Genomic DNA, 24840 nt, shown 5'->3' with positions numbered 1-24840 from the left:
TATATTTTTTTCTCAAATTATATTGTGATAAAAAAAGAAAATGAAAAACTTAAATCTTCTGTATCTAAAGTTCTGTCAATAAGTGCTAATGATCCTGCAATAGAATATTTAATACATTCATTAGAAGAAAAAATAAATAGTTTAAATAAAAAAGTGATGTTTGAAAAAATGAAAAGAAAAAATATTTATTCTGTTTTAAACAATATTTCAGAAGCAATTATGCTTGTGTTTTATTCGGAGATATCAGATACCCTTATACTGGATTATGCCAATAAAAGTGCTCAAAATTTGTTTGTTACAGAAGATTTTTTAGGAAAAACATTATCTGAAATTTTGGAAGATCATAATTTAATTGATATAATATTAAAAAGTTATAGGCAGGATAAAAATATAAGTGATGAGATTATAGTTTATAGCCCTAAAAAATCTTTTTTTCATTGTGAAATAAAGAAGATTTTTTTAGAATCTGAAAACAATCAGAATTACAGAATTGTTGTTTTAAGAGACATAACAAAAGAAAAAGAAATAGAGTTAATGAGAAGGGAATTTTTAACCATAATGTCACATGAATTAAAGACACCTTTAACAGTAATTCATGGGTATTCTGAAACATTATTAATGAGCGATGAAAAATTGTCTTCTCAAGCATTAAGATTTTTAAATATAATAGAAGATGAGTCTTCAAGGTTGACAAGACTTATAAATGATTTGCTGGATATTAGCCGACTGGAAAGAAAAGATTATGAATATCAGTTTAAAGAAGTAAATCTCTCAAATTTATTAAAAAAGATGAATATGATTTTCAACTCTCTAACGAAAGAAATGGATATTAATATATTATTGGAAGTAGAAGACGATTTAACAATCATAGGTGATGAAGATAGATTGATGCAGGCAATATATAATGTTTTAGATAATGCAATAAAATTCACACATATAAAAGATTCAGAAAAAAAAGAAGTATATATAAGGTTATATCGTGAAAATGATGAAGTGATATTGGAAATAGAAGATACAGGTATCGGTATCCCAGAAAGAGAGAGAAATAAAATATTTAATTTATTTTATAGGGTTGATAAATCACGAACAAGACAGGTTCCAGGAACGGGATTGGGTTTGTATATTGTGAAACAAATTTTGGAAAAACATAGAGCTTATATAGAAGTTGATAGTGAAGAAAACCAAGGAACACTTGTAAAAATAATTTTTAAAGGAGGAAATGAAAATGAGGCCAGTAGATATAATTCATAAAAAAAGAAATGGTGAAGTTAATACAAAAGAAGAAATAGAATTTATGATAAATGGATATGTGAATGGTCAAATACCAGATTATCAGATTTCAGCATGGTTAATGGCAATATATTTTAAAGGAATGACAAAAGAAGAGAGATATTATCTTACAATGGTTATGAGGGATAGTGGAGATGTAATAGATTTATCTGGAATAAAAGGAATAAAAATAGATAAACATTCTACAGGAGGAGTTGGAGATAAAACGACACTTTCAGTAGGTCCGTTGGTTGCATCTGCAGGATTAAAGGTATCAAAATTATCTGGAAGAGGTTTGGGGCATACTGGTGGAACAATTGATAAATTAGAATCAATTCCAGGATTTAAAACAGCAATCTCAAAAGACGAATTTTTCAAAATTGCAAATGAAGTTGGAATGGTTGTAGCAGGTCAAACTGGTAATATTGCTCCGGCTGATAAAAAAATATATGCATTAAGAGATGTAACAGCAACAGTAGATGAAATATCTTTGATTTCAGCAAGCATTATGAGTAAAAAATTAGCTGTTGGTTCAGATGGAATAGTATTGGATGTAAAAACTGGAAGCGGTGCTTTTATGAAAAATGTAGAAGATGCCATAGAATTGGCAAAATCTATGGTTGAAATAGCAGAACTAAATAATAGAAAAATAGTAGCATTGGTAACCAATATGGATCAACCATTAGGGGATAATATTGGTAATTCTTTGGAAGTGCTCGAAGCTATTGAAACATTAAAAGGAAAAGGTCCTGAAGATTTTACAGAATTATGTATTGAATTAGGTGCAAATATGCTAGATTTATCAGGATTATATTCATATGAAGAAGCCAGAAAGATATTAAAGGAAAATATAGATAATGGTAAAGCATTAGAGATTATGAAAAAATGGATAAAAGCTCAAGGTGGAGATGATAGGGTTGTTGATGAACCAGAGAATATACTGCCAATATCAGATAAAGTAATAGAATTTAAAGCAGAAAAAGACGGGTTTATTTCACATATAGATACAGAAAAAGTTGGAATTGCGTCCATGGTATTGGGTGCAGGAAGAAAGAAAAAAGAAGATGAAATAGATTTTTCTGTTGGTATAAAAATATTAAAAAAATTAGGTTCTAAAGTGAAAAAAGGCGATATTATTGCTAAATTATATGTTTCTGATAAAAGTAATGTTGAAGAAGCAATGCAATTATTAAAAGAATCATATGAAATATCAAAAAATCCTCCAGATGAAGTAAAAATGAAACTCATTTATGAAAAAATAATAGGAGGTAAATAATGTATAAGAAAATTTTTCTTATATTAATTATAGTATTTTCTATTACTATATTTTCTAATATATATTATATTGACATTACCAGAGATTCGACAGAATTTGAAAATATAATATTATCAGATAAAATATTTATAAATACAAAAGCAATTGTTGATTTTTTTAAATTGCAGCAATTTCCGTCTAAAAATATTATATATTTATCAAATCCTAAGAATAACGATATATTAGAATTGGATTTAATAAAAGGAAGTGCGAGGATTAATTTTAATATTAATAGGTCATATTCATCTTCAGTAATTTTGAAAGATGAAAAGTTATACGTCTGGATAGATGCCGTTAAAGATTTTTTAAATTTAAAATCATTTGGATGGGAAAATAATATTTTTCTGTATAAAAGCCTCCCAAGAGTAATAAAAATAGAATATTCATTTGATAAAATAATATTTACGTTAAGTCATTTAATCAATGAAAAAATGATAAAAAGTGAAAAAGATGGGTTCATCGTTTTTCCAGCGGTGAATGAATATCCTGTTCCTAATGATATAGACTTTAAAATTATTTCAGATAGTATTGTAAAATATATAATCAAAGATTTTGAAAGTTATAATATTTTAATTTCAAAAAGAAACATTATCCTCAATCTGGATAAAACAAAAATACAGAAGAAATCTGAAAAAAACAATAATTCTGAAACTACAACTACAGATTCTGGAAAAGAAATAAAAAACGAAATCAGTAATCCATCAACGTCTCTGGAGTCGAATCTGGAAAAAAAGTTGAATGAAATAAAGAAACAGAATAAAAATATAAAAAATGATAATGTTGAAAATGAAAAAATAAAACTTGATACAGAATTATTAAAAGTTGAAAATAAAATGATAGATATAAATGGAAGAATTATACCAGTTCATATTGCAAGAATTAATCCAAAGGAACTTGAAATAAAGGTTTTATTCAATAATTTGGGATCACCTGAAGATGCAGAAACATTTCTAAATAATGTAAACCCACTATTAGCAATAAATGGTGGTTATTTTGATGTTTCAACATTGGAACCAATAGGAAAAATAATTACAGATGGAAAGATTCAGCATATTTCTTCTTATTTAAGACCGTGTTTTATAATTGATAGATATAACAATCCTTATATAAAAGATGTAGTTATGGAATATAAAATATATGTAAAGGACGTACCTTTCTGGATAAAAGCAATAAATACAGCATGGAAAGGTGATGTGAAGCTATACACAAGTGAATATAAAGGAAGAATTAAAGAAAGTGAAGATGATTACATATTCTTATTAATAGAAAATAGTTATATAGTTAAGGTTGGAAAAGAAAAACCTATAAATGATCAACGATTATTACTAATTGATAGGAAATATTCCAAATATATACCAGATTTATCTGAAGGTGATGAAGTTGTTTTCAATATTGACATTAATCAGAAAATATCTATAAAAGAAATGGTAGAAGGAGGCCCTTTAATAGTAACAGATGATTTAATGCAAGAAGCGTTAAAAGAAGAGAAACTGGCCTACTCATCAAGTATTATTAACCGAAAAACACCCAGAACAATAGTTGCAATTGATAATAATAATATGGTATTATTTATAGTAGTAGATGGATATATGGAATCAAATCCTGGAATTAATTATGATGAAGCGCAGTTGTTACTGGAAAAAATAGGGAATATTAAACAGGCAATGATGTTAGATGGAGGAAGTTCTTCGATATTTTATTATAATGGAAAAATTTTAAATTACAGATCAGAAAATTGGAGAAATAAAATTCCTGCCTTTTTGGGGGTATTTAAGAAAAAATAGATATTCTAACAGTGGGGGTGTAGTATATGGCTATTATTAAACCAGATAAAAAAAGGATAGTGGGACTTTTTGGGCATCATGGTTGTGGAAAAACCACATTAATGGATGCCGTATTAAAAAATTATAGTGGTGCAGATAGAATTGGTCAAAGATATCTGGATGATGAAGAAATAGAAAAAGAAAAGGGAGCAACATTTTCAAACCATGTAGTTTCCGTGGATTATAACGATTCAAGATTTTATTTTGTTGATACTCCTGGTATGGCAGATTTTTTAGGAGATATAGATGTTGCTATAAATGCTGTTGATAATGTTGTTCTTGTGGTAAATGCAAATTCTGGTGTTGAAGTAACTACTGAAAGAATCTGGAAGATAGCAAGAGCTAACAAAAAACCTGTATTCATATTTATAAATCAAATGGATAAAGAAGGAATAAATTTTGGTAATCTCGTATCTTCTCTAAAAGAAGCATTTGAAGATGGAGTGAAAATAGTGCCTTTACAGGTTCCAATTGGAGAAGGTTCAGAGTTTAAAGGATTGGTAAATTTAATTACACATGAAGCATTTGAATATGAATTGGATCAAAGCGGAAAAGATAAAAAATTAAATGAAATACCAGAAATTGCGAAAAAGTATTATGAAGATTATCATCAGGAGTTAATCGAAGATGTTGTAGAAACAAATGAAGAAATGATGGAAAAATATTTAGAAGAAGGAGAAGAAGTTCTAAATCCTGAAAATGTGTTTAAAGCCCTTCATCAAGCATTTGAAGATGATGAGATAGTACCTATAGTAATTGGCTCTGCAGAAAAAAATATAGGATTGGATAGATTTATGGAAATGATTAGATTAGTTGGAATGTATCCATCAGAAAGAATTTTTAAAGGAAAAATTGAAGATAAAGAATTTGAAATAGAAGGTAAAGAAGAAGAACCATTTGTTGGATTGGTAATAAAAAATGCAGTTGATCCATTTGTTGGGAAACTAACTTATATAAGGGTATTATCAGGTAAAGTAAAATCCGGTGATTCATTTGTAGAAGTACAGGAAGAATCAAATGAAAAAGTTTCACATATATATATACCAAGATTTGATAAAAATGAAGAAATACCAGAAGCTTCTGTGGGAGACATAATCGTTGTACCAAAATTAAAAAAGAGTAGAATAAACGATACAGTTGCACATTCATCAAGACTTATTAAAATAAATATACCAGAATTTCCTGAACCAATGATTTCAAAATCTGTAAAACCAACATCTAAAAATGAGATAGATAAAGTGAATAATGCATTATCTAAACTGCAAGAGTCAGACCCTACATTTTCATGGGAATTTGATCCAGAAACTGGAGAAACAATAGTGTCTGGATTAGGTACAACTCATTTAGAAATAATGATTGAAAGATTAAAAAAGACTTTTAAAGTGAACGTTGAAGTAGGAAAACCTAAAATAGCCTATAGAGAAACCATTAGAAGAAAAGTAATAGCTGAGTATAAACATAAAAAACAAACGGGTGGGCATGGACAATATGGGCATGTAAAAATAGAAATAGAACCATTGCCAAGAGGAGAAGGATATGAATTTGTTGATAAAATTGTTGGTGGAGTAATTCCTAAAAACTTTATACCATCTGTAGATAAGGGTATAAAAGAAGCAATGAAAAAGGGTGTTGTAGCTGAATATCCGGTAGTGGATATAAAGGTTACTTTGTTTGATGGTTCGTACCACGATGTGGATTCATCTGATATTGCTTTCCAGATAGCTGCAAGGCAGGCCTTTAAAGATGGGATGAAAAATGCAAACCCTGTTATTCTGGAACCGATAATGAAAGTTGAGATATTTGCACCGACAGAATATACAGGAGATGTGATGGGAGAAATATCATCCAAACGTGGAAGACCTATGGGTATGCAGTCGATGGGCAGGGGAATGGATAGAATAGATGCAGAAATACCCCTTGCTGAAATGCTCGATTTTTCTCCAAGATTAAGTTCAATTACAAGTGGTAAAGGATACTTTACAATGAAATTTTCAACTTATCAGGAAGTAACTCCTGATATACAACAAAAAATAATACAGGAAAGAGAAAGAGAAAAAGCGGAACAAGAATAAAAAATAGTTAAAATAAAGATAATAAAAAAAGCGGTCGGTTTCGACCGCTTTTTTTATTAAAGTTCTTAAAATTTCACATATAAAATGGTATAATAAAATTGAATAATAAATATCATCTTTAAAATAAGGAGGATTTTTATGTCGATAAGTACTGGTGGAGGAGATAAAGGTAAGACAAGTTTATGGTCAGGTGAAAGGGTTCCTAAAAATGATTTAAGAGTGGAGGCATATGGTACAATAGATGAATTATCCGCACATTTAGGAGAAGTAAAACATTATGTGAAATCATATAAAGTAAAAAATATAATAAATGAAATACAAAATGATTTATTTAAAGTAGCTGGAGAACTGGCTTCTAAAAATAAAGAATTTATTCAACCAATAACAAAAGAAGATGGGGAAAAATTAACGAAATATATAAAAAATTTTGAGGAAAGGGTTAAATTAAATGGATTTGTTATTACAGGTAGCACAATAGAATCTGCCAAATTAGATATATGTCGAACTATTGCTCGAAGGGCAGAAAGAAGGATAATCTGCGTAAATGATGAAGATAAAGTTTCTGAGGAATTATTGATATATATGAATAGATTATCTGATCTGCTATTTATAATGGCAAGATATGAAGAATTTTTAATAAATAAGATTGAATATAAAAAATGGTGATATAGTGTGGATAATTTTAGCGACATATCAAATTGAATTAATAAATGTAAAATCATTAAAAGAAAAAAGAAGTATAGTAAAAAAATTAACGAATAACCTTAGAAAGCAATACAATATAGCTGTTATAGAGAGTGATTTTAATGATAATAAGAAAATTCTCGAAATCTCAATCACAACTCTTTCAAAAAGTAAGGATTTTTTATTAACATTTTTTCAAAAAATAGAAGAAGAAATAGAATACAAACACGGTCTAATGGTAATAAATTCAAAATATGAGATATTATAGAGGTGATGATATTTGGAGGAAATAATAAATGAAATAAAAAAAACATTAAAAAAAATAGTATCAGAATATAGATTAAAACATATCATGGGTGTATTGTATACAGCTAAGATGTTAGCCAATAAGTATAATATTGAAGAAAATAGAGCAAAATTAGCAGCAATTGGGCATGATTTATTTCGTGATATTAAACCGTATAAATTTTTAAAAATAGCAAAAGTATATAATATAAAAATTTCTTTTGCAGAAGAGAAAAATCCTATTTTATTACATGGTAAAATTGCTGCAGAATATCTTAAAAGGGAATATAATATACCAGATGATATTTACGAAGCTATTTATTATCATACAGGTGGTTATAAATATTATGGATTAATAGGTAAAATATTATTTGTTTCTGATTCTATAGAACCGACAAGAAATTATGATAATGTTGAATATTTTAGAAAGATAGCTTTTCATGATATTAATAAGGCATATAAAGAAATATTAAAAAATAAAATTATATATTCTTTAAATAAAAACCATTTTTTATTGAATAATACAGTTGATGCATGGAACAACATATTACAATATTAAATAAATTTTGGAGGTGGATTGCGTTGGCAACAAGAATTCAGGTTGGAGGCAAAAGAAAGGGTTCAAATAAATGGTTAATATTTTTGTTTATATTAATAATAGTGATTGGGTTAGGAGTTATCTTTTATTTTTATAATAATTTAAAAAATACTACTGAAATGAAAGCAGATGCAGTAAGTTATCTTATTACCTATGAAATGCCACAGAAAACAGAATTATATTTTATTAGAATAAAAAATCAATCAAGAAAAATTTTCATAGTTAAAAGTCCGGATAATATATATTATTCTGAAAAAAATTTATATATAGACTCGTTAAAACCTGAGGAAGCATTGACAAATTTTGAACAGATGTTTGATATAAATCCGTCAACTATCAAATATCATTTTGTTTTAAAAAGTGAAGATATTTCACCATTTTTAGCTATATTAAAAGGTCAGGGAAACTCAATAGATGATTTATTCAGTTTTTTAAAAGCCAGAAAATCCGGATTATTTGATATGTTGACAGCTAATAATATTGTAAAAGAAGTAAGAAAGTATGGTAATACAAATTTATCTTATAATGGGGCATTTGCTTTATTACAGAGCTTTTCAAAATACTCTATAACAAGTTATAATAAATTAGAAATAAAAACATTATTGTCAAAACCGGTGACGATAAATTTGCCAGATTTAAAAAAGAAAATGGAAAGAAATTATGTTGATAAAACTTCTCTTGAATCATTGAAAACAATTCTGGAGTGATTAAATGAAATTCCTTATGTACATATTAGGCATTATTTTTTCTATTATAGTAATAATGTCTATGTTTTTTCCTTTTGTTGAAACTTATACAAAAATGGATAAATTATCCGATCCATATTATTTTTTAGTTTTAGGTATGGATACAGTAGATATTAATAGAAAGGTATCTCGAACAGACTCGATATTATTGGTTGGAGTTAGTGAAAAGAAAAATAAAGTCCTGGTTTTACCCATTCCAAGAGATTTACTAGTAACAATTGATAATAATACTATGAGAATAAATGCAGTATATGTAAAATACGGAATAGAGAAATTACAGGAATTAATACAAAATATTTTTAAAGTAAAAATATCTGATTATTTAATTTTTGATTATGGTTTATTTAAAGAAATAGGAGGTATATATTCTCCTGTTAAAATATATGTGCCTAAAGATATGTATTATGAAGATTTTCACCAAAATTTACATATAAATTTCAAACAGGGATATAATTATTTAAGCGGAGAAGAATTATTGTATTATGCTAGATTTAGATATGATGCTTTAGGTGATTTAGGTAGAATTCAAAGACAGAAAGATGTATTATTCGCATTGATGAATGCGGCAAAAAATTCCGGATTATCTAAAATATTGTATTCTATAGATAAAGTTTTAAATCGAACGGTAAACTCATTTGATTTTAAAAAATTATTTTCTTTATTTCTTGTATCAAAAAAATCTGAAATAAAATTTTTGTCTCTTCCAATTGAAGTAGTGGGAAATTATGTCAAAATAGATACAGATAGAATAAAATATATGGAAAAATATTTAGTAGAATTTGAAGAACCAGAGGAAAATAAAAAAATATGGATAACATTAATTAACAATATGCCTGATTTTAAGCTAAGTTTTTATACTGTGATGAGAAATAAATGGAAAGGTTCTTATGGGTATTTAATCGAAATAGTTGATATATTGCCTGATATAGAAGGTATATTAAGAAACAAGTCGTATTTAATAATAAAAAATAAAAAATACGAAAAAAAGATTATGAATGAAATAAAAAACAGATATTCCAAGTTCGTTTTTGAAGTGATAGATATACAAAAAAACCCTGAGTTATACTTTTCTATTATAGAATTTTTAAGCAATAATTCATATAATACGTTAAATTCTGATGTGATTATGTTAGTGGGGGATAATTCATGAAAGATATAATATTATTAATAAAAGGTTTTTTAAGAAAGAACAAAAAACATTTTTTATTTCCATTTCTTTCAATTTTTATTGGTGTATGGGGAATGATTGTTGTTATTTCTGTAATAAAAGGATTTGATAAAGCTTTAATAGATTCACTGACTTCTTTCTATCCTCATATAATAGTGTATGATAAAACTTCTGTAAAATTAGAAGACGAAAAGTTTAAAATATATTTTTCAATGTATCAGGGATTTTTTAATAAAAATAAAAAAAAAATAGGAGTGTCATATTGGGAAATTAATAATCTGGATTATTATAAAAAACTCATAGTAAATGGTAATATTCAGGGAAGTATAATAGGTAGTGTTATGGCTAAAAATTTGAATATTAAACCGGGAGATACATTGAATATACTATATACAGATAGTGAAAACAAAATAAAATTAAAAAACATAAAAATTACAGGAATATTTCATTCTGGAATATATATTATAGATTCATCATTTATTGTAAAAAAGGAAAATGTCAAAAAATTAAATTACACAGGTATATATTTAAATAATCCTAAGAATGCGAAAAATATAAAAGATAGGTATTTAAAAGGATATTTTTCAACGACATGGGAAGAACAAAATGAGAATTTTGCCAAAGCTGTAGAGATAGATTCATATTTTGCACTGCTAATAACATTTTTTGTTGTCTTAATGAGTGGATTTAGTATTTCTAATTCAGTTATGTATTCCATATTTGTAAGAAAAAAAGAAATAGGAATTTTATATTCAATGGGTATGAATAAAACTAAAATCTCAATTATATTTATAATTGAAAGTTTAATTATAGCGATAAGCGGTTTTGTTAGTGGAGTTATTTTTTCATTAACTACAATTTTAATATTACAACGAATAAATCTAAAATTGCCATCTGGAGTATTTTATATAGAAAAAATACCATTTTACATATCTTTACAGGATATATTTATAAGTTTTTTGTTTATATTGATATTATCATTTTCTTTTTCGTGGTTTTCCTCAAGAAAGTTACTATCTTTTAATCCCGTAGAGGTGCTCCATGGAGAATAAATTAATTGAAATGAAAAAAATAAAATTTTCATATGATGGAAAAAATGAAGTTTTAAAAAATATAAATTTAACAATACAAAAGAACAATTATTACGGTATATACGGATATTCTGGAAGTGGAAAAAGTACTTTATTATTTCTGTTAGGAGATCTTTTAAAACCAACTTCAGGAGAAATATTATATTCTTTTAAAAATATAAAAAAAAGCATAGGTTTTGTATTTCAATTCTTTAATTTAATAAATGAATTAACAATTTTAGAAAATGCAAAATTAGCTCAATATATTAGAACAAAAAAAGAAAATATAAAAGAAATAGAAAAATTTTCTAAAATTCTGGGTATATATAAATTATTGAATAAATATCCTGACGAGCTTTCTGGTGGAGAAAAACAAAGGGCGAGCATATTAAGAGCCGTAGTTGGTGATGTGAAAATTATACTGGCCGATGAACCAACAGGGAGTTTGGACGTTGAAAATAAAAGAATAGTTTTTGAATTATTTGAAAAAATGATAGAGTTTGATAAAACTGTAATAGTTGTTTCTCATGAAAAAGAACTAATGGAATACTGTAATAAAACAATTTTATTGGAAGATGGTTTGATAAAAAAAATAGTTTGAAAAAAAGGTTAAAAAAGGGGGAATCTTTATGGAAAGAGAATTTTTATTTTTAAAACCAAATACCGTAAGAAGAGGATTAGTAGGTGAAGTAATAAGCAGATTAGAGAGAAGAGGAATAAAAATAATAGCCATGAAAATGGTATGGGTAACAGAAAATCAGGCAAAGGAACTTTACAAAGAACATGAAGGAAAATCATTCTATAATGATCTTATAGAATTTGTTTTATCAGGACCAGTTGTTGTCATGGTGTTAGAAGGACCACGGGTTATTGAAATGGTAAGGCATATAATTGGAAACACAGACCCTTTAAAAGCTTCACCTGGAAGTATTCGTGGGGAATTTGGTATGAGCGTTACAAAAAACATAGTTCACGCTTCAGATTCACTGGAAAATGCAGAACGTGAAATTAAAATATTCTTTAAAGAAGACGAAATTTTAAGTTATAGATTGGATGTGCAACACGATTTATGATTATAGTGAAATTAAAAAAAGGTAAAGATAATAAAATAAAAAATGGATATTTATGGATTTTTAAAGACGAAATTCAAGAAATAACAGGCGAAAAAAAGGATGGAGAAATCTGTAATGTTTTTTCAAATGAATTTGAATTTATAGGAAAGGGAATATTTTCAAGCTCGTCGAATATTATGGTGAAAATATTATCTTTAAAGGATGAAGAAATAGATAAAAACTTTTTTTATCATAAATTCATAAGAGCATTGAAATTAAGAAATAATTTTGGGAAATCATATCGACTTTTTCATGCTGAGGCTGATGGAATCCCAGGTTTAATAATAGATAAATATGAGGATTTTTTAGTTATCCAGTTTAGAAATGTGTGGTTGGAGAATAAAAAGGATGAAGTAATAAATGCATTAATAAAGATATTTAATGATGAAATAAAAGGGATATACGAAAGAAGTGATTTTGAGACATCATCTAAAGAAAATTTAAAAAGGAATACAGGTGTTTTATATGGTGAAGAACCACCTGATAATTTTATTATCGAAGAAGAAGGAATAAAATACATTGTTGATATAAAAAATGGGCAAAAAACAGGATTCTTTTTTGATCAAAGAAAGAATAGAGTTTATATTAGAAAATATTCTTCAGGGGCTATAGGACTCGATGCATATTCCTACACAGGTGGTTTTGCTTTAAATATGGCTAAATATGGAGCGAAAAGGGTAATTGCTGTTGATAAAGATGAATATGCATTGGAAATATTGAAAGAAAACGCTAAAATAAATAGTTTATCAGAAAAAATAGAGGTGGTTTTTGACGATGTAGAAAATTTTTTGAGTAAAACAGAAAATATATTTACCTTAATGATGCTGGATCCCCCATCTTTAATTAAGAAAAAAGCAGAAAGATTTAAAGGGGTTCAAATTTTCAAAAGGATTTCAAGATTGGGTATTCAAAGATTAGAAGATTCTGGTATATTAAGTTTATGTAGCTGCGCCTATCAAGCTGATATAAAATTGCTTATTGAGTCTCTTAGAAGAAGTGTTGAAAAAGAGGGGATAAAATTACAAAATATGGATATTATTACTCAATCCAATGATCATCCATGGATATTACAGATACCAGAAAGTTTATATTTGAAATGTTTATGGGTTAGAATTTTGAGGTGATTAGATGCCCAGTATATTAGCACATATTTTATATGCAACGAAAATTCAGAAGGATTTATGGGGTCCGGCATTATACTTAGGAGCTCAGGGACCAGATGTATTTTTTTATGCTAATGAATTAAAATATATTGAAATTGGAAGCAAATTACATGAATTAAACAGCATGGATTATAAAACAATTCTTAGAAATTTTCCAGATAGTTTTTATTATGGTTTTATATCCCATATGGAATTGGATGAAAAATTACATGGATTAATAAATTCATATTATTCTGAAACAATATCTCATACAAAATTCGAATACAATTTTGATGAACTACTTTCATTAAAATTTTTTGGAATACATTTTATAGAACATAAATGGTGGAAAATCCTGAAAATAAAAGAGATTGAAAAAATCTCAGATGAATTTGATAGAATATTGAAAATTGAATTTGGAGTAAAAGAAATTAGTTATAAATATGCATATAAAAAGATGCTCAAAAATTTAAAGATATTATTCAAATATCCATATTTTAAAGAGAAAATTCTTGTAAAAATATTAAAATTTTTAGGAAAGGATTATACTTATTTATATCCGAAGTTGGATGAAAAAACTAAAAAAGAACTATTGGAAATTGAAAAAGAATTTTTTTTAATTCTCAAGGGGGATTGATAAAATGAAAGTTTTAGGATTAATTCTGGCAGGTTCTTCTAAAAGTGGAATAGGTGAATTAACCAGGAAAAGGGCCAGTGCAGCAGTGCCGATTTTTGGTAAATATAGAGCTATTGATTTCACATTAAGTAATTTTGTTAATTCAAAAATCAAAAAAGTTGGAGTGTTGACCCAATATTATCCACGAAGTCTAATGGATCATTTAGGTAGTGGGAAAGAATGGGATTTAGATAGAAAAACAGGTGGTTTGTTTATATTGCAGCCATATTTTAAAAACAAAGAAGAAATTCCTGTATACAGGGGAACAGCCGATGCAATATTTCAAAATATGACATTATTAAGAAGAGGAGACGAGGATTTTGTACTTATAGGATCGGGTGATCATATATATAATTTTGATTTTAACAAATTATATCATTATCATTTATCAAATGCGGCTGATATAACAATACTATCAAAAGAAATAGAAGATGATGAATTTATAAATACATATGGACAGATAATTACAGATGAAGAAGGAAGAATTCTTGAATTTCATGAGAAACCTGATAAAACAATATCAAAAAGGATATCTCTTGGAGTTTATTTTATAAATAAAGCATTGTTAATAGAATTATTGTATACAACTGTGCCTAATGGTGGTAAAGATATAGTTCATGATATTATTATACCAAATCTGAAAAAATTAAGGGTGTATGCATATGATTTTAGAGGCTACTGGTCAAATATAAAGAAATCAATAAAAACATATTATGAAACAAACATGGATATATTAAAAGATGATGTAAGGAAAGAATTATTTTATTCAAATAAAATATATACAAAATTAAAAGACTATGCGCCACCAAAAATAAATATAAATGCTAATATACATAATGCTTTCATTGCAGATGGAACAATAATAAATGGAACAGTAAGGAATTCGATAATTTCTCGTGGAGTTAAAATAAAGGCTGGTGCAGTAGTTGAAAATTCAATAATATTACAGGATACAATAATATCTGAAGGAAGCGTTATAAAAAATGTTATTATAGATAAAGATTGTGAAATAAGAGAAGGTAAAAAGATTATAAGCGAAAATAAAATAATGGTAATAGAAAAAGGAACGATTATATAGATTTCTATAAGTCAAGTCAGAAAAAGGGGGGACAATAATGAATGTTGTGGCTTTAATATTAGCTGGAGGTCAGGGAACCAGATTAGGAGTTATAACAGAATATTTAGCAAAGCCAGCAGTTCCATACGGTGGAAAATATAGAATTATAGATTTTGCTTTAAGTAATTGTGTGAATTCTGGAATATATAATGTAGGAGTATTAACTCAATATAGACCACATGTTTTAAATAAACATTTAGGAATTGGAAGGCCATGGGACCTTGACATAAAATCAGGAGGATTGACTATTTTGCCTCCATATGTTAGCAGTACAGAACAATCATGGTATAAAGGAACAGCTGATGCAATATATCAAAATATTGAATATATAGATGGTTTTAATCCAGATTTTGTTGTTATATTATCAGGAGATCATATATATAAAATGGATTATAACGAAATGATAGACTATCATATAGAAAGAAATGCTGATGTTACTATTGCCTGTATGGAAGTACCTATAAGTGAAGCTTATAGATTTGGAATTATGGTTACAGATTCATTTGGAAAAATAATAGAATTTCAAGAAAAGCCAAAAGAGCCGAGAGGAAATCTGGCATCACTTGGAATATATGTTTATACATGGTCTATTTTAAAAAAACTATTACTTGACGATTCAAAGGATCCAGATTCAGAACATGATTTTGGAAAAAATATAATACCTAAAATGCTCGAAGAAGGAAAGAAAATGTATGCATTCAATTATGAAGGATATTGGAGAGATGTTGGGACATTGCAATCTTATTGGGAGTCAAATCTTGAACTGTTAGGTCCTATGCCTATGTTAAATATACATGATGTTAACTGGAAAATATATACTCAATCAGAAGAATTACCACCTGCATTTATATCTTCAGAGGCTAAATTAACGGGATCTTTAATCAGTGAAGGATGTGAAATATATGGTGAAGTTCATAATTCAGTTTTATTTCAAGGAGTTGTAGTAGAGGATGGAGTGATAATTAAGGATTCAGTTATAATGAATAAAACAATAATAAGAAAAGGTGCATATATAGAAAAAGCTATAATTTGTGAAAATTCTGAAATTGGAGAAAATTCAAAAATTGGAGTTGGAGAATTTAAAGAAAGTTCGTATAATAAAAAAGTTTATAATACTGATATAACATTAATAGGATTTAATACCTCCATTCCATCAAATATAAAGATTGGTAAAAATGTTATAGTAGGAAACTATATAACAGATATATCAGGAGACATACCTTCTGGCGGTTATGTAGTGTAAGAAGGAGGTGAACTTTATGGATTTTTACGCTGTAAAATTTTTTGCAACATCTTCGTTAACAGCCGAAATAATAATAGGATATATGTTTGGGAAACAAAAAGGAAATCCTGAATATAAAGTGTTATCAATACCAAAATCCAAATTGCCAAAATTTGAATTGCCAGATATTAATTTATCTTATATAGAGTATAAATCTAAATTGGAAGAATTGTATTATAAAGCAATAAAAGATTCTACAGTATTAGATTTAAATAAACAATTTTTAGCTTTTGTCCAGTCAACCATAAAAAGATATGGACCAGAAATAATAAATGCCAAAATGTTTTTGGGAGTAAGAGACTCTGATGTAGCAGTAGTAAAAGCCATATTGTCCGAAATATTTGAAGAATGGGAAGGTGAAGTGAATTTAAAAATAGTTGCTGAAAAATTAACGTATCAAGATCTTGTATGGTTGATGACACAGCATAGAAGTTTTAGTGAAAAAGAAAAGTCATACTTAAATAGAGTAGATGTTCAATCTTCTCCAGAGGTATTACCATTGTCCGATCCTTTAACTGGAATGACAATAAATAATCTGGATGTAGGAGACCCAATATATTCACTAATTATAGATCCTGTAGAACCTGCAAATTTGAATAGATTGAAAGAGCAATATCCAGATAAGTTTGACGAAACCGGAAAAAATATTTTACCGATTGAATCAAAATTAATAGCTAAAGAATTAATTCCTGATACCGATTACTATTTTATAAAAATGGATCTTGGTGGTGGAATAATTGGGAAAGCGGTTATTTCGAAAAATTTAAAAATGATGGTAGATTCTAATAAAATTGCTGAAATGCATAGAAAAAGAGAAGAATATTTTAATCCACCAGAAGATAAAATAATAGGAGATATTTTAAAAGATTCTATAGCAGGTTTAAAAAGAGAAGCAAATTTGCCAGAAAATAAAGTAAAAAGTAGTGATATTCTAATAATTTTTGGATTATCTATGGGATTAATAATAGGAGCTATATTATTAGGAATATGGTTGGGTGTATTTTAATGAATACATATTCTTTGATTTTAATAATTTCTTTAATAATTGTTGGTATTGTATTTAATCTAATTATGATAAATTATATATATAAAAATTCCATATATAGAAAAAATATATTTAAAAATGAATTAAAATTAATAACAGATACAGAAACCTATTTTAGTGAGGGGAAATATAATTCTGAAATAATATATGTCAGTCCTTCAGCTACACTGATAAAAATAACCTTTGAAAATGGTATAGAAGGTATTAGAATTCAGGAGGAATAAAATGAAGTTAAAATTATCATATGCAACAGCTGTTTTGCTTGGTTTAAAAAAAGGAAAAATCAATTTTGAAATGCCAACAGCTTATTTAATGTTAGGAGAAAAATGTATTTATAATTGTAGTTTTTGTGCTCAAGCTCGCGAAGCAAAATCTGACAAAAATTATCTATCAAGAATAAAATGGCCAGAATACGATATAAAAGAATTTTTAGGCAAACTTAAAGAAAATAATCCATTTAAAAGATTATGTATTCAGGTTGTTAATACAGAAATCTATTTTTATGATTTGAAGAATTTCTTAAATGAAATAAATGATATAGATATCTTAAAAGCTATTTCGTTTCGCCCAAAAAGTTTTGAAGAAGTTGAAAATATATTTAATTATAATATTGACAATCTGGGGATTTCTTTAGATGTAGCAAATAAAGAATTATTTACAAAGATCAGAGGGGGGAGTTTTGACTCTCTCTTTAATATTTTAATACAATCAGCTGAAAAATATCCTGGAAAGGTTACAACACATGTGATTGTTGGATTAGGTGAAACGGATAAAGATTTAATAGATTTAATGTTTGAAATGAAAAAATACAATATATTAGTATCATTATTTGCTTTTACACCTATTCAGGGAACAAAATTAGGAAATAAACAACCTCCTTCAATAGAAAGATACAGAAAAATACAGATTGCCAGAGAAATCATTGAAAAAACTAATGTAAAGAAAGAAGACTTTATGTTTGAGAATAATTCTTTAATTAAATTTCCTGAAATAAAGATTTCAGAGGATGAAGCAATTAAAACAAGCGGATGTAGTTATTGTACAAGACCATTTTATAATGAAAAACCAAATAAGATATTGTATAATATCCCACAAACAAGGAATTTATGAAAGGAGGAAGGAAATGGCGTTATTAACTTTTAAAGGTGGAGTACATCCGCCAGAAAAAAAAGAGCTGGCAGAACATAAACAAATTAAAATTCTGCCATTGCCTGAAAAAGTATACATTTATACGACAAATCATCTTGGCACTCCAGCGAAAATTATAGTAGAACCAGGGCAAAAGGTAAAAACAGGTCAAAAAATAGGTGAAGCAAATGGGTTTATATCCGCAAATATTCATTCAACTATAACTGGAGAAGTTATAGAAATAGTGAAAATGACAAATGCCGCAACTGGAACAAGAAACGATGTAGTGGTAATCCAGAGAACTGGAGATGATGAATGGGATTTAATTCCAGAGCATGGAGATTATACAAAAAAAACTCCTGAAGAGATAGTAAATATAGTAAAAGAAGCGGGAATAGTTGGGTTAGGTGGAGCAATGTTCCCTTCACATGTAAAAATGTCTATCCCAAAAGGTAAAAAAGCAGAGTATTTAATAATTAATGCAGCAGAATGTGAACCTTATATAACAATAGACAATAGAATGATGATAGAGAAATCCTCTGAAATTGTAAAAGGAATAAAAATAATAATGCATGCAACAGGTGTGAAAAAGGCTTATATAGGAATTGAAAGCAATAAACCAGAAGCAATTGAAAAAATGAAAGAAGCTGTGTCAGGGGAGCCAATAGAGGTAAAAGTATTAAAAACAAAATATCCTCAAGGTGCTGAAAAACAATTGATTTATGCAATAACTAAAAAAGAAGTACCTTCTGGCGGATTGCCTTTAGATGTTGGAGTAATAGTATTTAATGTATCAACAACATATGTTATATATGAAGCCGTAGAGCATGGAAAACCGTTGGTAGAAAGAGGAATAACATTAACTGGTGAAGGAGTAAAAAATCCTGGCAACTTTATATATAGGATAGGAACAAAGGTTAAAGATTTATTAGATCATGTTGGATTGGTTGAAGAAGAAAAAATAGATAGAATATTATATGGTGGTCCAATGATGGGAATCCCTCTTCCTGATATTGAATTACCAACATTTAAAGGGAATAATGCATTAACAGTGTTAACGAAAGACATTGTGCCTAAAAAAGAAAGTTTTCCATGTATTAGATGTTCAAAATGTGTACAGGTTTGTCCTATAAATTTAATGCCTTATTTATTAAAATTACAAGTCGAAAAAAGAGAGTATGATAAAGCAATGGAATATGGTTTGATGGATTGTATAGAATGTGGTTCATGTTCATATGCCTGTCCTGCAGGTATAGAATTGGTGAAAAACTTTAAAACCGGGAAAAAAGTAGCAAGAGCTTTAAAAGGGAGGGCTAAAAAGTGAAATTGAACATAGCGGCAGCTCCACATTTAAGAACAAAAGATAATGTTAGAAGTGTAATGTTAGATGTGCTAATTGCCCTCATACCATCATTTTTAGTATCAGCATGGGTATTTGGATTCAGGGCTGTATGGATAATGTTATATACAATGATTTTAGCAGAAGGTATGGAAATATTTATAATGAAAGTTTTAAGGAAACAAAAAAATTTCAAACCAGATTTTAGTGCATCGGTAACAGGTCTTTTATTAGCTATGAATTTGAGTTTAGCAGTGAATTGGTGGCAAATATTTATAGGAGTTTTAGTGGCAATTGGATTAGGAAAACATGTTTATGGTGGATTAGGAAAAAATATTTTTAATCCTGCTTTAGTTGGAAGAGTATTTATGTTAATTTCGTTTCCAGTCGCTATGACAACATGGTATAGACCGTTTTATTTTAAATATGATACAATAACAACTGCAACTCCATTAGCTATATTAAAAGAGCATGGAATTGAAGCTTTATATAATAATCCAGATTATGCTATTAATTTAAAAAGTTTATTTATTGGAACAGTACCGGGGTCGATAGGAGAAGTAAGTGCTATAGCTTTAATAATAGGTTTTATATATTTAGTGATTAGAAAAAGAATAAAAATCTGGATTCCAATCACATATATTTCTACAGTATTTATTATTTCTGGTATTTTTTATATGATAGATCCTTCAAAATATGCTTCTCCTTTATTCCATATATTAAGTGGTGGATTGATGTTAGGGGCATTATTCATGGCTACAGATATGGTTACAAGTCCAATGACTGTTAAAGGACATATTATTTTCGGTGTAGGTTTGGGTTTTATAACAATGATAATCAGACTTTTTGGAGGATATCCAGAAGGTGTTTCTTTTTCTATTTTAATTATGAATTCCCTTGTTCCGTTGATTGATATTTATGCTAAACCACGTATTTTTGGAACTGTAAGAGGTGGTAAAAAATGAAAGAATATATAAAAACTGGATTGATATTGATGTTATTTATTATAATCTCCGGATTAGTAGTATCTATAGTGTATGTTTTTGCAAAACCTGCTATAGATAATTCTGAATTAGAGGCAAAATTAAAAGCAATAAAAAAAGTTTTAATTGATTCAAAAACAGGAAATTTATTAATTTCTAAGAGTGAAATACCTAAAAGTTTAAAGCAGTTAAATAGTTCGATTTGGGATTCTAATGAAACAGGGGTTTTATATTTAGATGCAAGTACAAAAGTATATTCGCCAGCATATAAATATGTAAATAGTGAAGGGAAAGAAATATATATTTTGACAGTTTCAGGAGTAGGGTTTGGTGGAGAAGTAATATCAGTTATTTCCTTTGTAAAAGACAAAAAAGAATTATATTTTAATAATTTGGAAGTGGTTTCTTATTCCCAGGAAACACCAGGATTAGGAGCCAACATTTCTCAGGATAATGTAAAAGAAAGATTTTATCCAATTGATTACAAAGGCCTTGTTAACGGGGTGAAAGTTAACAAAGATGCAGGGGTCCTTTTAACAACACCAGAACAAATAAAAAATGGAAAAAAAGAAGGAATAGTTCAGACAAGCGATGTGATGACAGGGGCAACAATTACTCCAAGGGCTGTTGCTGATTCAATAAATACAGGATTCGAATACCTCAAATCCAAAGGGGTGATTCAATAATGGCTAATATAAAAAATTTAAAAGTAGGATTATTTCAGCAAAATCCTATATTTGTACAGGTATTGGGTATGTGTCCTACACTTGCAACAACTACAAATGCAGAAAATGCATTAGGTATGGGATTAGCAACATTAGCAGTATTGATTATGTCAAATATAGTTGTTTCTTCAATAAAAAAATGGGTACCTAAAAACATAAGAATACCTGTATATATAGTTGTAATAGCATCTTTTGTTACAATAGTTGATATATTGATGCACGGGTATACATATGAATTATGGAAAACATTGGGATTATTTATACCGTTAATAGTTGTTAACTGTATAATTTTAGGTCGTGCAGAATCATTTGCATCAAAAAATGGTGTTTTAGATTCCATATATGATGCATTGGGGATGGGTTTGGGATTCACAGGTGCTTTAGTGTTATTAGGTTCGGTTAGAGAATTGTTAGGGAACGGAACAGTGTTTGGATTACCTGTTTGGGGAGATGCCATGAAATTATATGTAATGATTCTTCCACCAGGAGCATTTTTAGTATTAGGTGTATTATTAGCAATGTTCAATTCAATTGGAATTTATAAAAGAAATAGAGTAAAGGCTGGTGAAAGAAGATGAGATTATTTTTTATATTTTTATCAGCAATATTAGTAAATAATTTTGTATTATCTAGATTTTTAGGAATATGTCCATTTTTGGGAGTATCAAAAAAGATAAGTTCAGCATCAGGTATGTCGATGGCTGTTATTTTTGTTATGGTAGTTTCAAGTACTATAACATGGTTTCTAAATTTATTGCTTGTAAAAATGGGATTAGAATTTTTGACTACAATTGTATTTATTCTTGTAATAGCAACATTAGTTCAATTTATAGAATTTTATATAAAAAAGGTTTCTCCTAATTTGTATGAAGCATTGGGTATATATCTTCCATTAATAACAACTAATTGTGCAATTTTAGGATTGGCATTACTAAATGTTATATATAACTACTCATTAATAGAAACAATTGTAAATTCACTTGGTGCAGGTTTAGGTTTTGCTATGGCCTTGATTATTTTCTCTGCTATCAGAGAAAGAATGGACTATTATGAGATACCAGAGCCTTTTAAAGGAACGGCTATAGCTCTTATTACTGCTGGATTATTATCAATGGCTTTTATGGGATTTTCTGGTCTCATAAAAATATAAGGGAGGAATTTTAATGTCTGTTATTATAAATACAATAATACTTCTCTCAGTACTTGGCTTTTTATCTGGAACATTTTTAGCATTTGCTGAAAAAAAGTTTGAGGTTAAAGAAGATGTTAGAGTTATTTTTGCAGAAAATTTATTACCAGGGATAAATTGTGGTGCATGTGGTTATCCAGGATGTTCTGGTTTTGCTAAAGGATTTGTGAATGGTGATGTAAAACCAGAAGGTTGTTTGCCAGGGAAAAGACAGGGAGTTCCTGAAAAATTAGCCAGATTATCTAAAATGTCTGATGATGAATTAAGAAAAATTTGGGAAGAAATAAATGAGGATCCAGATAAAATTAAAGAAAAATTTTAATTGGAGAGCTATAAGCTCTCCAATTTTTTTATTAATAAATTTTTGAATTGTACAATATTCTTATTATCAGGATATTTCAATATGAATTTTAACCAATTTGTTAATAAATAAAAATCATTTTTTTCTAAAACAGCAATTAAATCGTTCAAAGTATCATTCTGAGGATTTTTTAAAACATCGACATATATTGATAAAAATTCATATAGGTATTTTTCTGCCTGATTAATAGTATACTTTTTCTCAATTAATTTGGCTAAATACAAAGATTTTAATGCATTGAAATCAAAATTTATTATGAATTCATTAATATCAATAGGGATTTCAATTTTAATAATAGAATTAGAAGCACTTTGAGTTAAAAAAATCTTTCCGTTTAAATCATCAATATATTTTAATATAGATTCGATCTTATATGATTCCATATTTGATTTATCAAACAATGATTTATTATTTAATAATAAAATATAATCATTGAATATATTATCATTATCTATAATTTTTATTTCTAAAAAATTATCAGTTGAAGTATAAAGAATATTTATTCTTCCACCACTTTTATCCATAAAAATTAAAAGTAATATTTCGTATATTACTTTATATAGCTTATTTTTATTCGTAAAAACAAATTTATTTTTTGTATTTATTTCTTTTTCTACAGTGATATCATTTTTATCTATATAGATGGATAAAAAATAAATTAGATTACTGTGAAACTCATTTATATCAAAAAATTCAAAGAAATTTTGATTGCTGACATTATATTCATGATAAAATATAGTTTTAAATTTGTTTATAATAATATTTATTTCTGAAATAATATTAGTAATAATCTTTTTTTCAATATCTTCTGATAAATTTAAACTAATTGAATTAATAAGTGTTTGAAGAGGTGTATTTATATAAAAAATGAATTCATTTATTAGATTATTATGATTAGTATTAATTTTTTTAATTTCTGTCTTTAACTCTTCTACTTCTTTCTTTTTGTTTTTTGATTCATTAATAATATGTTTGATTTTTTCTTTTAAAAAAATTCCTTCTTTGGTTTTTAATTCTATATTTTCATTATTTTCAAGAAATAAAAATAAATTATTTAGTTCTTTATTTGACAGAGCAAAAATTTTATATATTAAAAATAATAATAGAGAGAATAATAAAATGTTTATAGTTATAAAAATGGGTAATTCCTGATCAAGTAGAGTAGTAAAATTCTTATTGAAAATAATGTAAAAATAAATATCATTAAGTTTCAATTTTTTATAGTTGGTATTAGGTAAAGACTCTGGATAAAATTTGTTGTTATATTCTAAAAATATTAAAGAATCGAAGAAATTATTGATATATTTTACATATTCTGATAAATCATAACCATAAGAGTATAAATCATTTCCAATTTCAATATTATTGAAATAAAAATCTTTATTATCTGGATTTTCAAAATCGGAAAAAACAATTTTATTGTTTTTATACAATATTAATTTAAAAGGTTTAAGCAAAATATGGTTATATTTTACATAATGGAATATATTTTCTTTTAAATTATTATCAATAGCAATTATAACATTTTTTAAATAATTAATATCTTTGATTTGCTCATAATTTTCAATATTATATTTTATAGAAAATACAAAAACAATAAAAGTAGTAATTATAGCTAAAAAATTTAGTATTAAGAATATAGTATATTTTTTCATTAAATCACTCCAGCATAAAAACTTTTATTAAAACTTTTATTATATTATATCATAAT

26 protein-coding genes are annotated in these 24840 nt (G+C 27.2%); 25 read left to right on the top strand and 1 reads right to left on the bottom strand.

The features are described from left to right. Window positions 1–24 precede the first annotated feature (24 nt). From X274_RS05055 to X274_RS04935, 25 genes are all read left to right on the top strand, one after another. Window positions 25–1251, top strand: a complete 1227-nt coding sequence (locus X274_RS05055; RefSeq protein ID WP_197073324.1) for a sensor histidine kinase — start codon at window positions 25–27, stop codon at window positions 1249–1251. After that, window positions 1226–2545 (top strand): pyrimidine-nucleoside phosphorylase, encoded by a 1320-nt coding sequence (locus tag X274_RS05050; protein ID WP_047265721.1) that lies wholly within the window; start codon window positions 1226–1228, stop codon window positions 2543–2545. The genes X274_RS05055 and X274_RS05050 overlap by 26 nt, the downstream gene beginning before the upstream one ends. Further along, a complete protein-coding gene (locus tag X274_RS05045; protein ID WP_047265720.1) occupies window positions 2545–4368 on the top strand; it encodes a phosphodiester glycosidase family protein in 1824 nt (607 codons plus the stop codon). The genes X274_RS05050 and X274_RS05045 overlap by 1 nt, the downstream gene beginning before the upstream one ends. 26 nt (window positions 4369–4394) lie before the next feature. Beyond that, complete coding sequence (gene fusA / locus X274_RS05040; protein ID WP_047265719.1) at window positions 4395–6479, top strand: elongation factor G; 2085 nt, start codon at window positions 4395–4397, stop codon at window positions 6477–6479. 138 nt (window positions 6480–6617) lie between these two features. Then, complete coding sequence (locus X274_RS05035; RefSeq protein ID WP_047265718.1) at window positions 6618–7145, top strand: cob(I)yrinic acid a,c-diamide adenosyltransferase; 528 nt, start codon at window positions 6618–6620, stop codon at window positions 7143–7145. Continuing rightward, entirely contained in the window at window positions 7126–7431 is a 306-nt protein-coding gene (locus X274_RS05030; protein WP_047265717.1) for a DUF503 domain-containing protein, read from the top strand. The genes X274_RS05035 and X274_RS05030 overlap by 20 nt, the downstream gene beginning before the upstream one ends. A 12-nt stretch (window positions 7432–7443) precedes the next feature. Further along, a complete protein-coding gene (yqeK, locus tag X274_RS05025) occupies window positions 7444–8007 on the top strand; it encodes a bis(5'-nucleosyl)-tetraphosphatase (symmetrical) YqeK (RefSeq protein ID WP_047265716.1) in 564 nt (187 codons plus the stop codon). Between the two features lie 23 nt (window positions 8008–8030). Continuing rightward, the gene (locus X274_RS05020) at window positions 8031–8753 is read left to right on the top strand and encodes a hypothetical protein (RefSeq protein ID WP_047265715.1); all 723 of its coding nucleotides are present in this window, start codon (window positions 8031–8033) and stop codon (window positions 8751–8753) included. 4 nt (window positions 8754–8757) lie between these two features. Then, complete coding sequence (locus X274_RS05015; RefSeq protein ID WP_047265714.1) at window positions 8758–9942, top strand: LCP family protein; 1185 nt, start codon at window positions 8758–8760, stop codon at window positions 9940–9942. Further along, complete coding sequence (locus tag X274_RS05010; protein WP_047265713.1) at window positions 9939–11012, top strand: ABC transporter permease; 1074 nt, start codon at window positions 9939–9941, stop codon at window positions 11010–11012. Before X274_RS05015 ends, X274_RS05010 begins: the two co-directional genes overlap by 4 nt. Then, window positions 11002–11631: an ABC transporter ATP-binding protein gene (locus X274_RS05005; protein WP_047265712.1), complete on the top strand. Its 630-nt coding sequence runs from the start codon at window positions 11002–11004 to the stop codon at window positions 11629–11631. The genes X274_RS05010 and X274_RS05005 overlap by 11 nt, the downstream gene beginning before the upstream one ends. A 28-nt stretch (window positions 11632–11659) precedes the next feature. Then, window positions 11660–12103 carry a nucleoside-diphosphate kinase gene (gene ndk, locus X274_RS05000; protein ID WP_047265711.1) on the top strand — a complete coding sequence of 148 codons (444 nt, stop codon included), beginning with the start codon at window positions 11660–11662 and terminating at the stop codon, window positions 12101–12103. Continuing rightward, window positions 12100–13266, top strand: a complete 1167-nt coding sequence (locus X274_RS04995; RefSeq protein WP_047265710.1) for a class I SAM-dependent rRNA methyltransferase — start codon at window positions 12100–12102, stop codon at window positions 13264–13266. The genes ndk and X274_RS04995 overlap by 4 nt, the downstream gene beginning before the upstream one ends. A 4-nt stretch (window positions 13267–13270) precedes the next feature. After that, window positions 13271–13921, top strand: a complete 651-nt coding sequence (locus tag X274_RS04990) for a zinc dependent phospholipase C family protein (protein WP_047265709.1) — start codon at window positions 13271–13273, stop codon at window positions 13919–13921. Between the two features lie 4 nt (window positions 13922–13925). Beyond that, complete coding sequence (glgD, locus tag X274_RS04985) at window positions 13926–15038, top strand: glucose-1-phosphate adenylyltransferase subunit GlgD (protein ID WP_047265708.1); 1113 nt, start codon at window positions 13926–13928, stop codon at window positions 15036–15038. A 34-nt stretch (window positions 15039–15072) separates the two neighbouring features. Continuing rightward, window positions 15073–16320, top strand: coding sequence for a glucose-1-phosphate adenylyltransferase (locus tag X274_RS04980; RefSeq protein ID WP_047265707.1), 1248 nt, complete (start codon window positions 15073–15075; stop codon window positions 16318–16320). A gap of 16 nt (window positions 16321–16336) precedes the next feature. Then, window positions 16337–17365 carry a DUF4899 domain-containing protein gene (locus X274_RS04975; RefSeq protein WP_047265706.1) on the top strand — a complete coding sequence of 343 codons (1029 nt, stop codon included), beginning with the start codon at window positions 16337–16339 and terminating at the stop codon, window positions 17363–17365. Next, window positions 17365–17628, top strand: coding sequence for a hypothetical protein (locus X274_RS04970; RefSeq protein WP_047265705.1), 264 nt, complete (start codon window positions 17365–17367; stop codon window positions 17626–17628). Before X274_RS04975 ends, X274_RS04970 begins: the two co-directional genes overlap by 1 nt. Before the next feature lies 1 nt (window position 17629). Further along, the gene (locus tag X274_RS04965) at window positions 17630–18514 is read left to right on the top strand and encodes a radical SAM protein (protein WP_047265704.1); all 885 of its coding nucleotides are present in this window, start codon (window positions 17630–17632) and stop codon (window positions 18512–18514) included. Between the two features lie 13 nt (window positions 18515–18527). After that, window positions 18528–19856 carry an electron transport complex subunit RsxC gene (rsxC, locus tag X274_RS04960; protein WP_047265703.1) on the top strand — a complete coding sequence of 443 codons (1329 nt, stop codon included), beginning with the start codon at window positions 18528–18530 and terminating at the stop codon, window positions 19854–19856. Then, entirely contained in the window at window positions 19853–20836 is a 984-nt protein-coding gene (locus X274_RS04955) for an RnfABCDGE type electron transport complex subunit D (RefSeq protein ID WP_047265702.1), read from the top strand. The genes rsxC and X274_RS04955 overlap by 4 nt, the downstream gene beginning before the upstream one ends. After that, entirely contained in the window at window positions 20833–21540 is a 708-nt protein-coding gene (locus tag X274_RS04950) for an RnfABCDGE type electron transport complex subunit G (protein WP_047265701.1), read from the top strand. Before X274_RS04955 ends, X274_RS04950 begins: the two co-directional genes overlap by 4 nt. Continuing rightward, the gene (rsxE, locus tag X274_RS04945; protein ID WP_047265700.1) at window positions 21540–22157 is read left to right on the top strand and encodes an electron transport complex subunit RsxE; all 618 of its coding nucleotides are present in this window, start codon (window positions 21540–21542) and stop codon (window positions 22155–22157) included. Before X274_RS04950 ends, rsxE begins: the two co-directional genes overlap by 1 nt. Then, window positions 22154–22729 (top strand): electron transport complex subunit RsxA, encoded by a 576-nt coding sequence (rsxA, locus tag X274_RS04940; protein WP_047265699.1) that lies wholly within the window; start codon window positions 22154–22156, stop codon window positions 22727–22729. The genes rsxE and rsxA overlap by 4 nt, the downstream gene beginning before the upstream one ends. A 13-nt stretch (window positions 22730–22742) precedes the next feature. Beyond that, window positions 22743–23090: a (Fe-S)-binding protein gene (locus tag X274_RS04935; protein ID WP_047265698.1), complete on the top strand. Its 348-nt coding sequence runs from the start codon at window positions 22743–22745 to the stop codon at window positions 23088–23090. Window positions 23091–23098: 8 nt separating this feature from the next. On the opposite strand, the gene X274_RS04930 is transcribed toward X274_RS04935, so the two are convergent. Next, complete coding sequence (locus tag X274_RS04930) at window positions 23099–24784, bottom strand: hypothetical protein (protein WP_047265697.1); 1686 nt, start codon at window positions 24782–24784, stop codon at window positions 23099–23101. Window positions 24785–24840: the final 56 nt, after the last annotated feature.

This window comes from Marinitoga sp. 1155, assembly GCF_001021175.1.
GTDB lineage: Bacteria > Thermotogota > Thermotogae > Petrotogales > Petrotogaceae > Marinitoga.
Note: the sequence above shows the minus strand (reverse complement) of the source record. Positions and strands in the feature narration are given on the sequence as shown.

Bases quoted from the DNA above. Each gene is read 5' to 3' on its own strand.
- glgD (WP_047265708.1), top strand. From the start codon at position 13,926: ATGAAAGTTTTAGGATTAATTCTGGCAGGTTCTTCTAAAAGTGGAATA.
- ndk (WP_047265711.1), top strand. From the start codon at position 11,660: ATGGAAAGAGAATTTTTATTTTTAAAACCAAATACCGTAAGAAGAGGA.
- X274_RS04930 (WP_047265697.1), bottom strand. From the start codon at position 24,784: ATGAAAAAATATACTATATTCTTAATACTAAATTTTTTAGCTATAATT.
- rsxC (WP_047265703.1), top strand. From the start codon at position 18,528: ATGGCGTTATTAACTTTTAAAGGTGGAGTACATCCGCCAGAAAAAAAA.
- X274_RS04990 (WP_047265709.1), top strand. From the start codon at position 13,271: ATGCCCAGTATATTAGCACATATTTTATATGCAACGAAAATTCAGAAG.
- fusA (WP_047265719.1), top strand. From the start codon at position 4,395: ATGGCTATTATTAAACCAGATAAAAAAAGGATAGTGGGACTTTTTGGG.
- rsxA (WP_047265699.1), top strand. From the start codon at position 22,154: ATGAGATTATTTTTTATATTTTTATCAGCAATATTAGTAAATAATTTT.
- X274_RS05045 (WP_047265720.1), top strand. From the start codon at position 2,545: ATGTATAAGAAAATTTTTCTTATATTAATTATAGTATTTTCTATTACT.
- X274_RS05005 (WP_047265712.1), top strand. From the start codon at position 11,002: ATGGAGAATAAATTAATTGAAATGAAAAAAATAAAATTTTCATATGAT.
- X274_RS04935 (WP_047265698.1), top strand. From the start codon at position 22,743: ATGTCTGTTATTATAAATACAATAATACTTCTCTCAGTACTTGGCTTT.
- X274_RS05010 (WP_047265713.1), top strand. From the start codon at position 9,939: ATGAAAGATATAATATTATTAATAAAAGGTTTTTTAAGAAAGAACAAA.
- X274_RS04950 (WP_047265701.1), top strand. From the start codon at position 20,833: ATGAAAGAATATATAAAAACTGGATTGATATTGATGTTATTTATTATA.
- X274_RS04965 (WP_047265704.1), top strand. From the start codon at position 17,630: ATGAAGTTAAAATTATCATATGCAACAGCTGTTTTGCTTGGTTTAAAA.
- X274_RS04970 (WP_047265705.1), top strand. From the start codon at position 17,365: ATGAATACATATTCTTTGATTTTAATAATTTCTTTAATAATTGTTGGT.
- X274_RS05015 (WP_047265714.1), top strand. From the start codon at position 8,758: ATGAAATTCCTTATGTACATATTAGGCATTATTTTTTCTATTATAGTA.
- rsxE (WP_047265700.1), top strand. From the start codon at position 21,540: ATGGCTAATATAAAAAATTTAAAAGTAGGATTATTTCAGCAAAATCCT.
- X274_RS04995 (WP_047265710.1), top strand. From the start codon at position 12,100: ATGATTATAGTGAAATTAAAAAAAGGTAAAGATAATAAAATAAAAAAT.
- X274_RS05035 (WP_047265718.1), top strand. From the start codon at position 6,618: ATGTCGATAAGTACTGGTGGAGGAGATAAAGGTAAGACAAGTTTATGG.
- X274_RS05050 (WP_047265721.1), top strand. From the start codon at position 1,226: ATGAGGCCAGTAGATATAATTCATAAAAAAAGAAATGGTGAAGTTAAT.
- X274_RS04975 (WP_047265706.1), top strand. From the start codon at position 16,337: ATGGATTTTTACGCTGTAAAATTTTTTGCAACATCTTCGTTAACAGCC.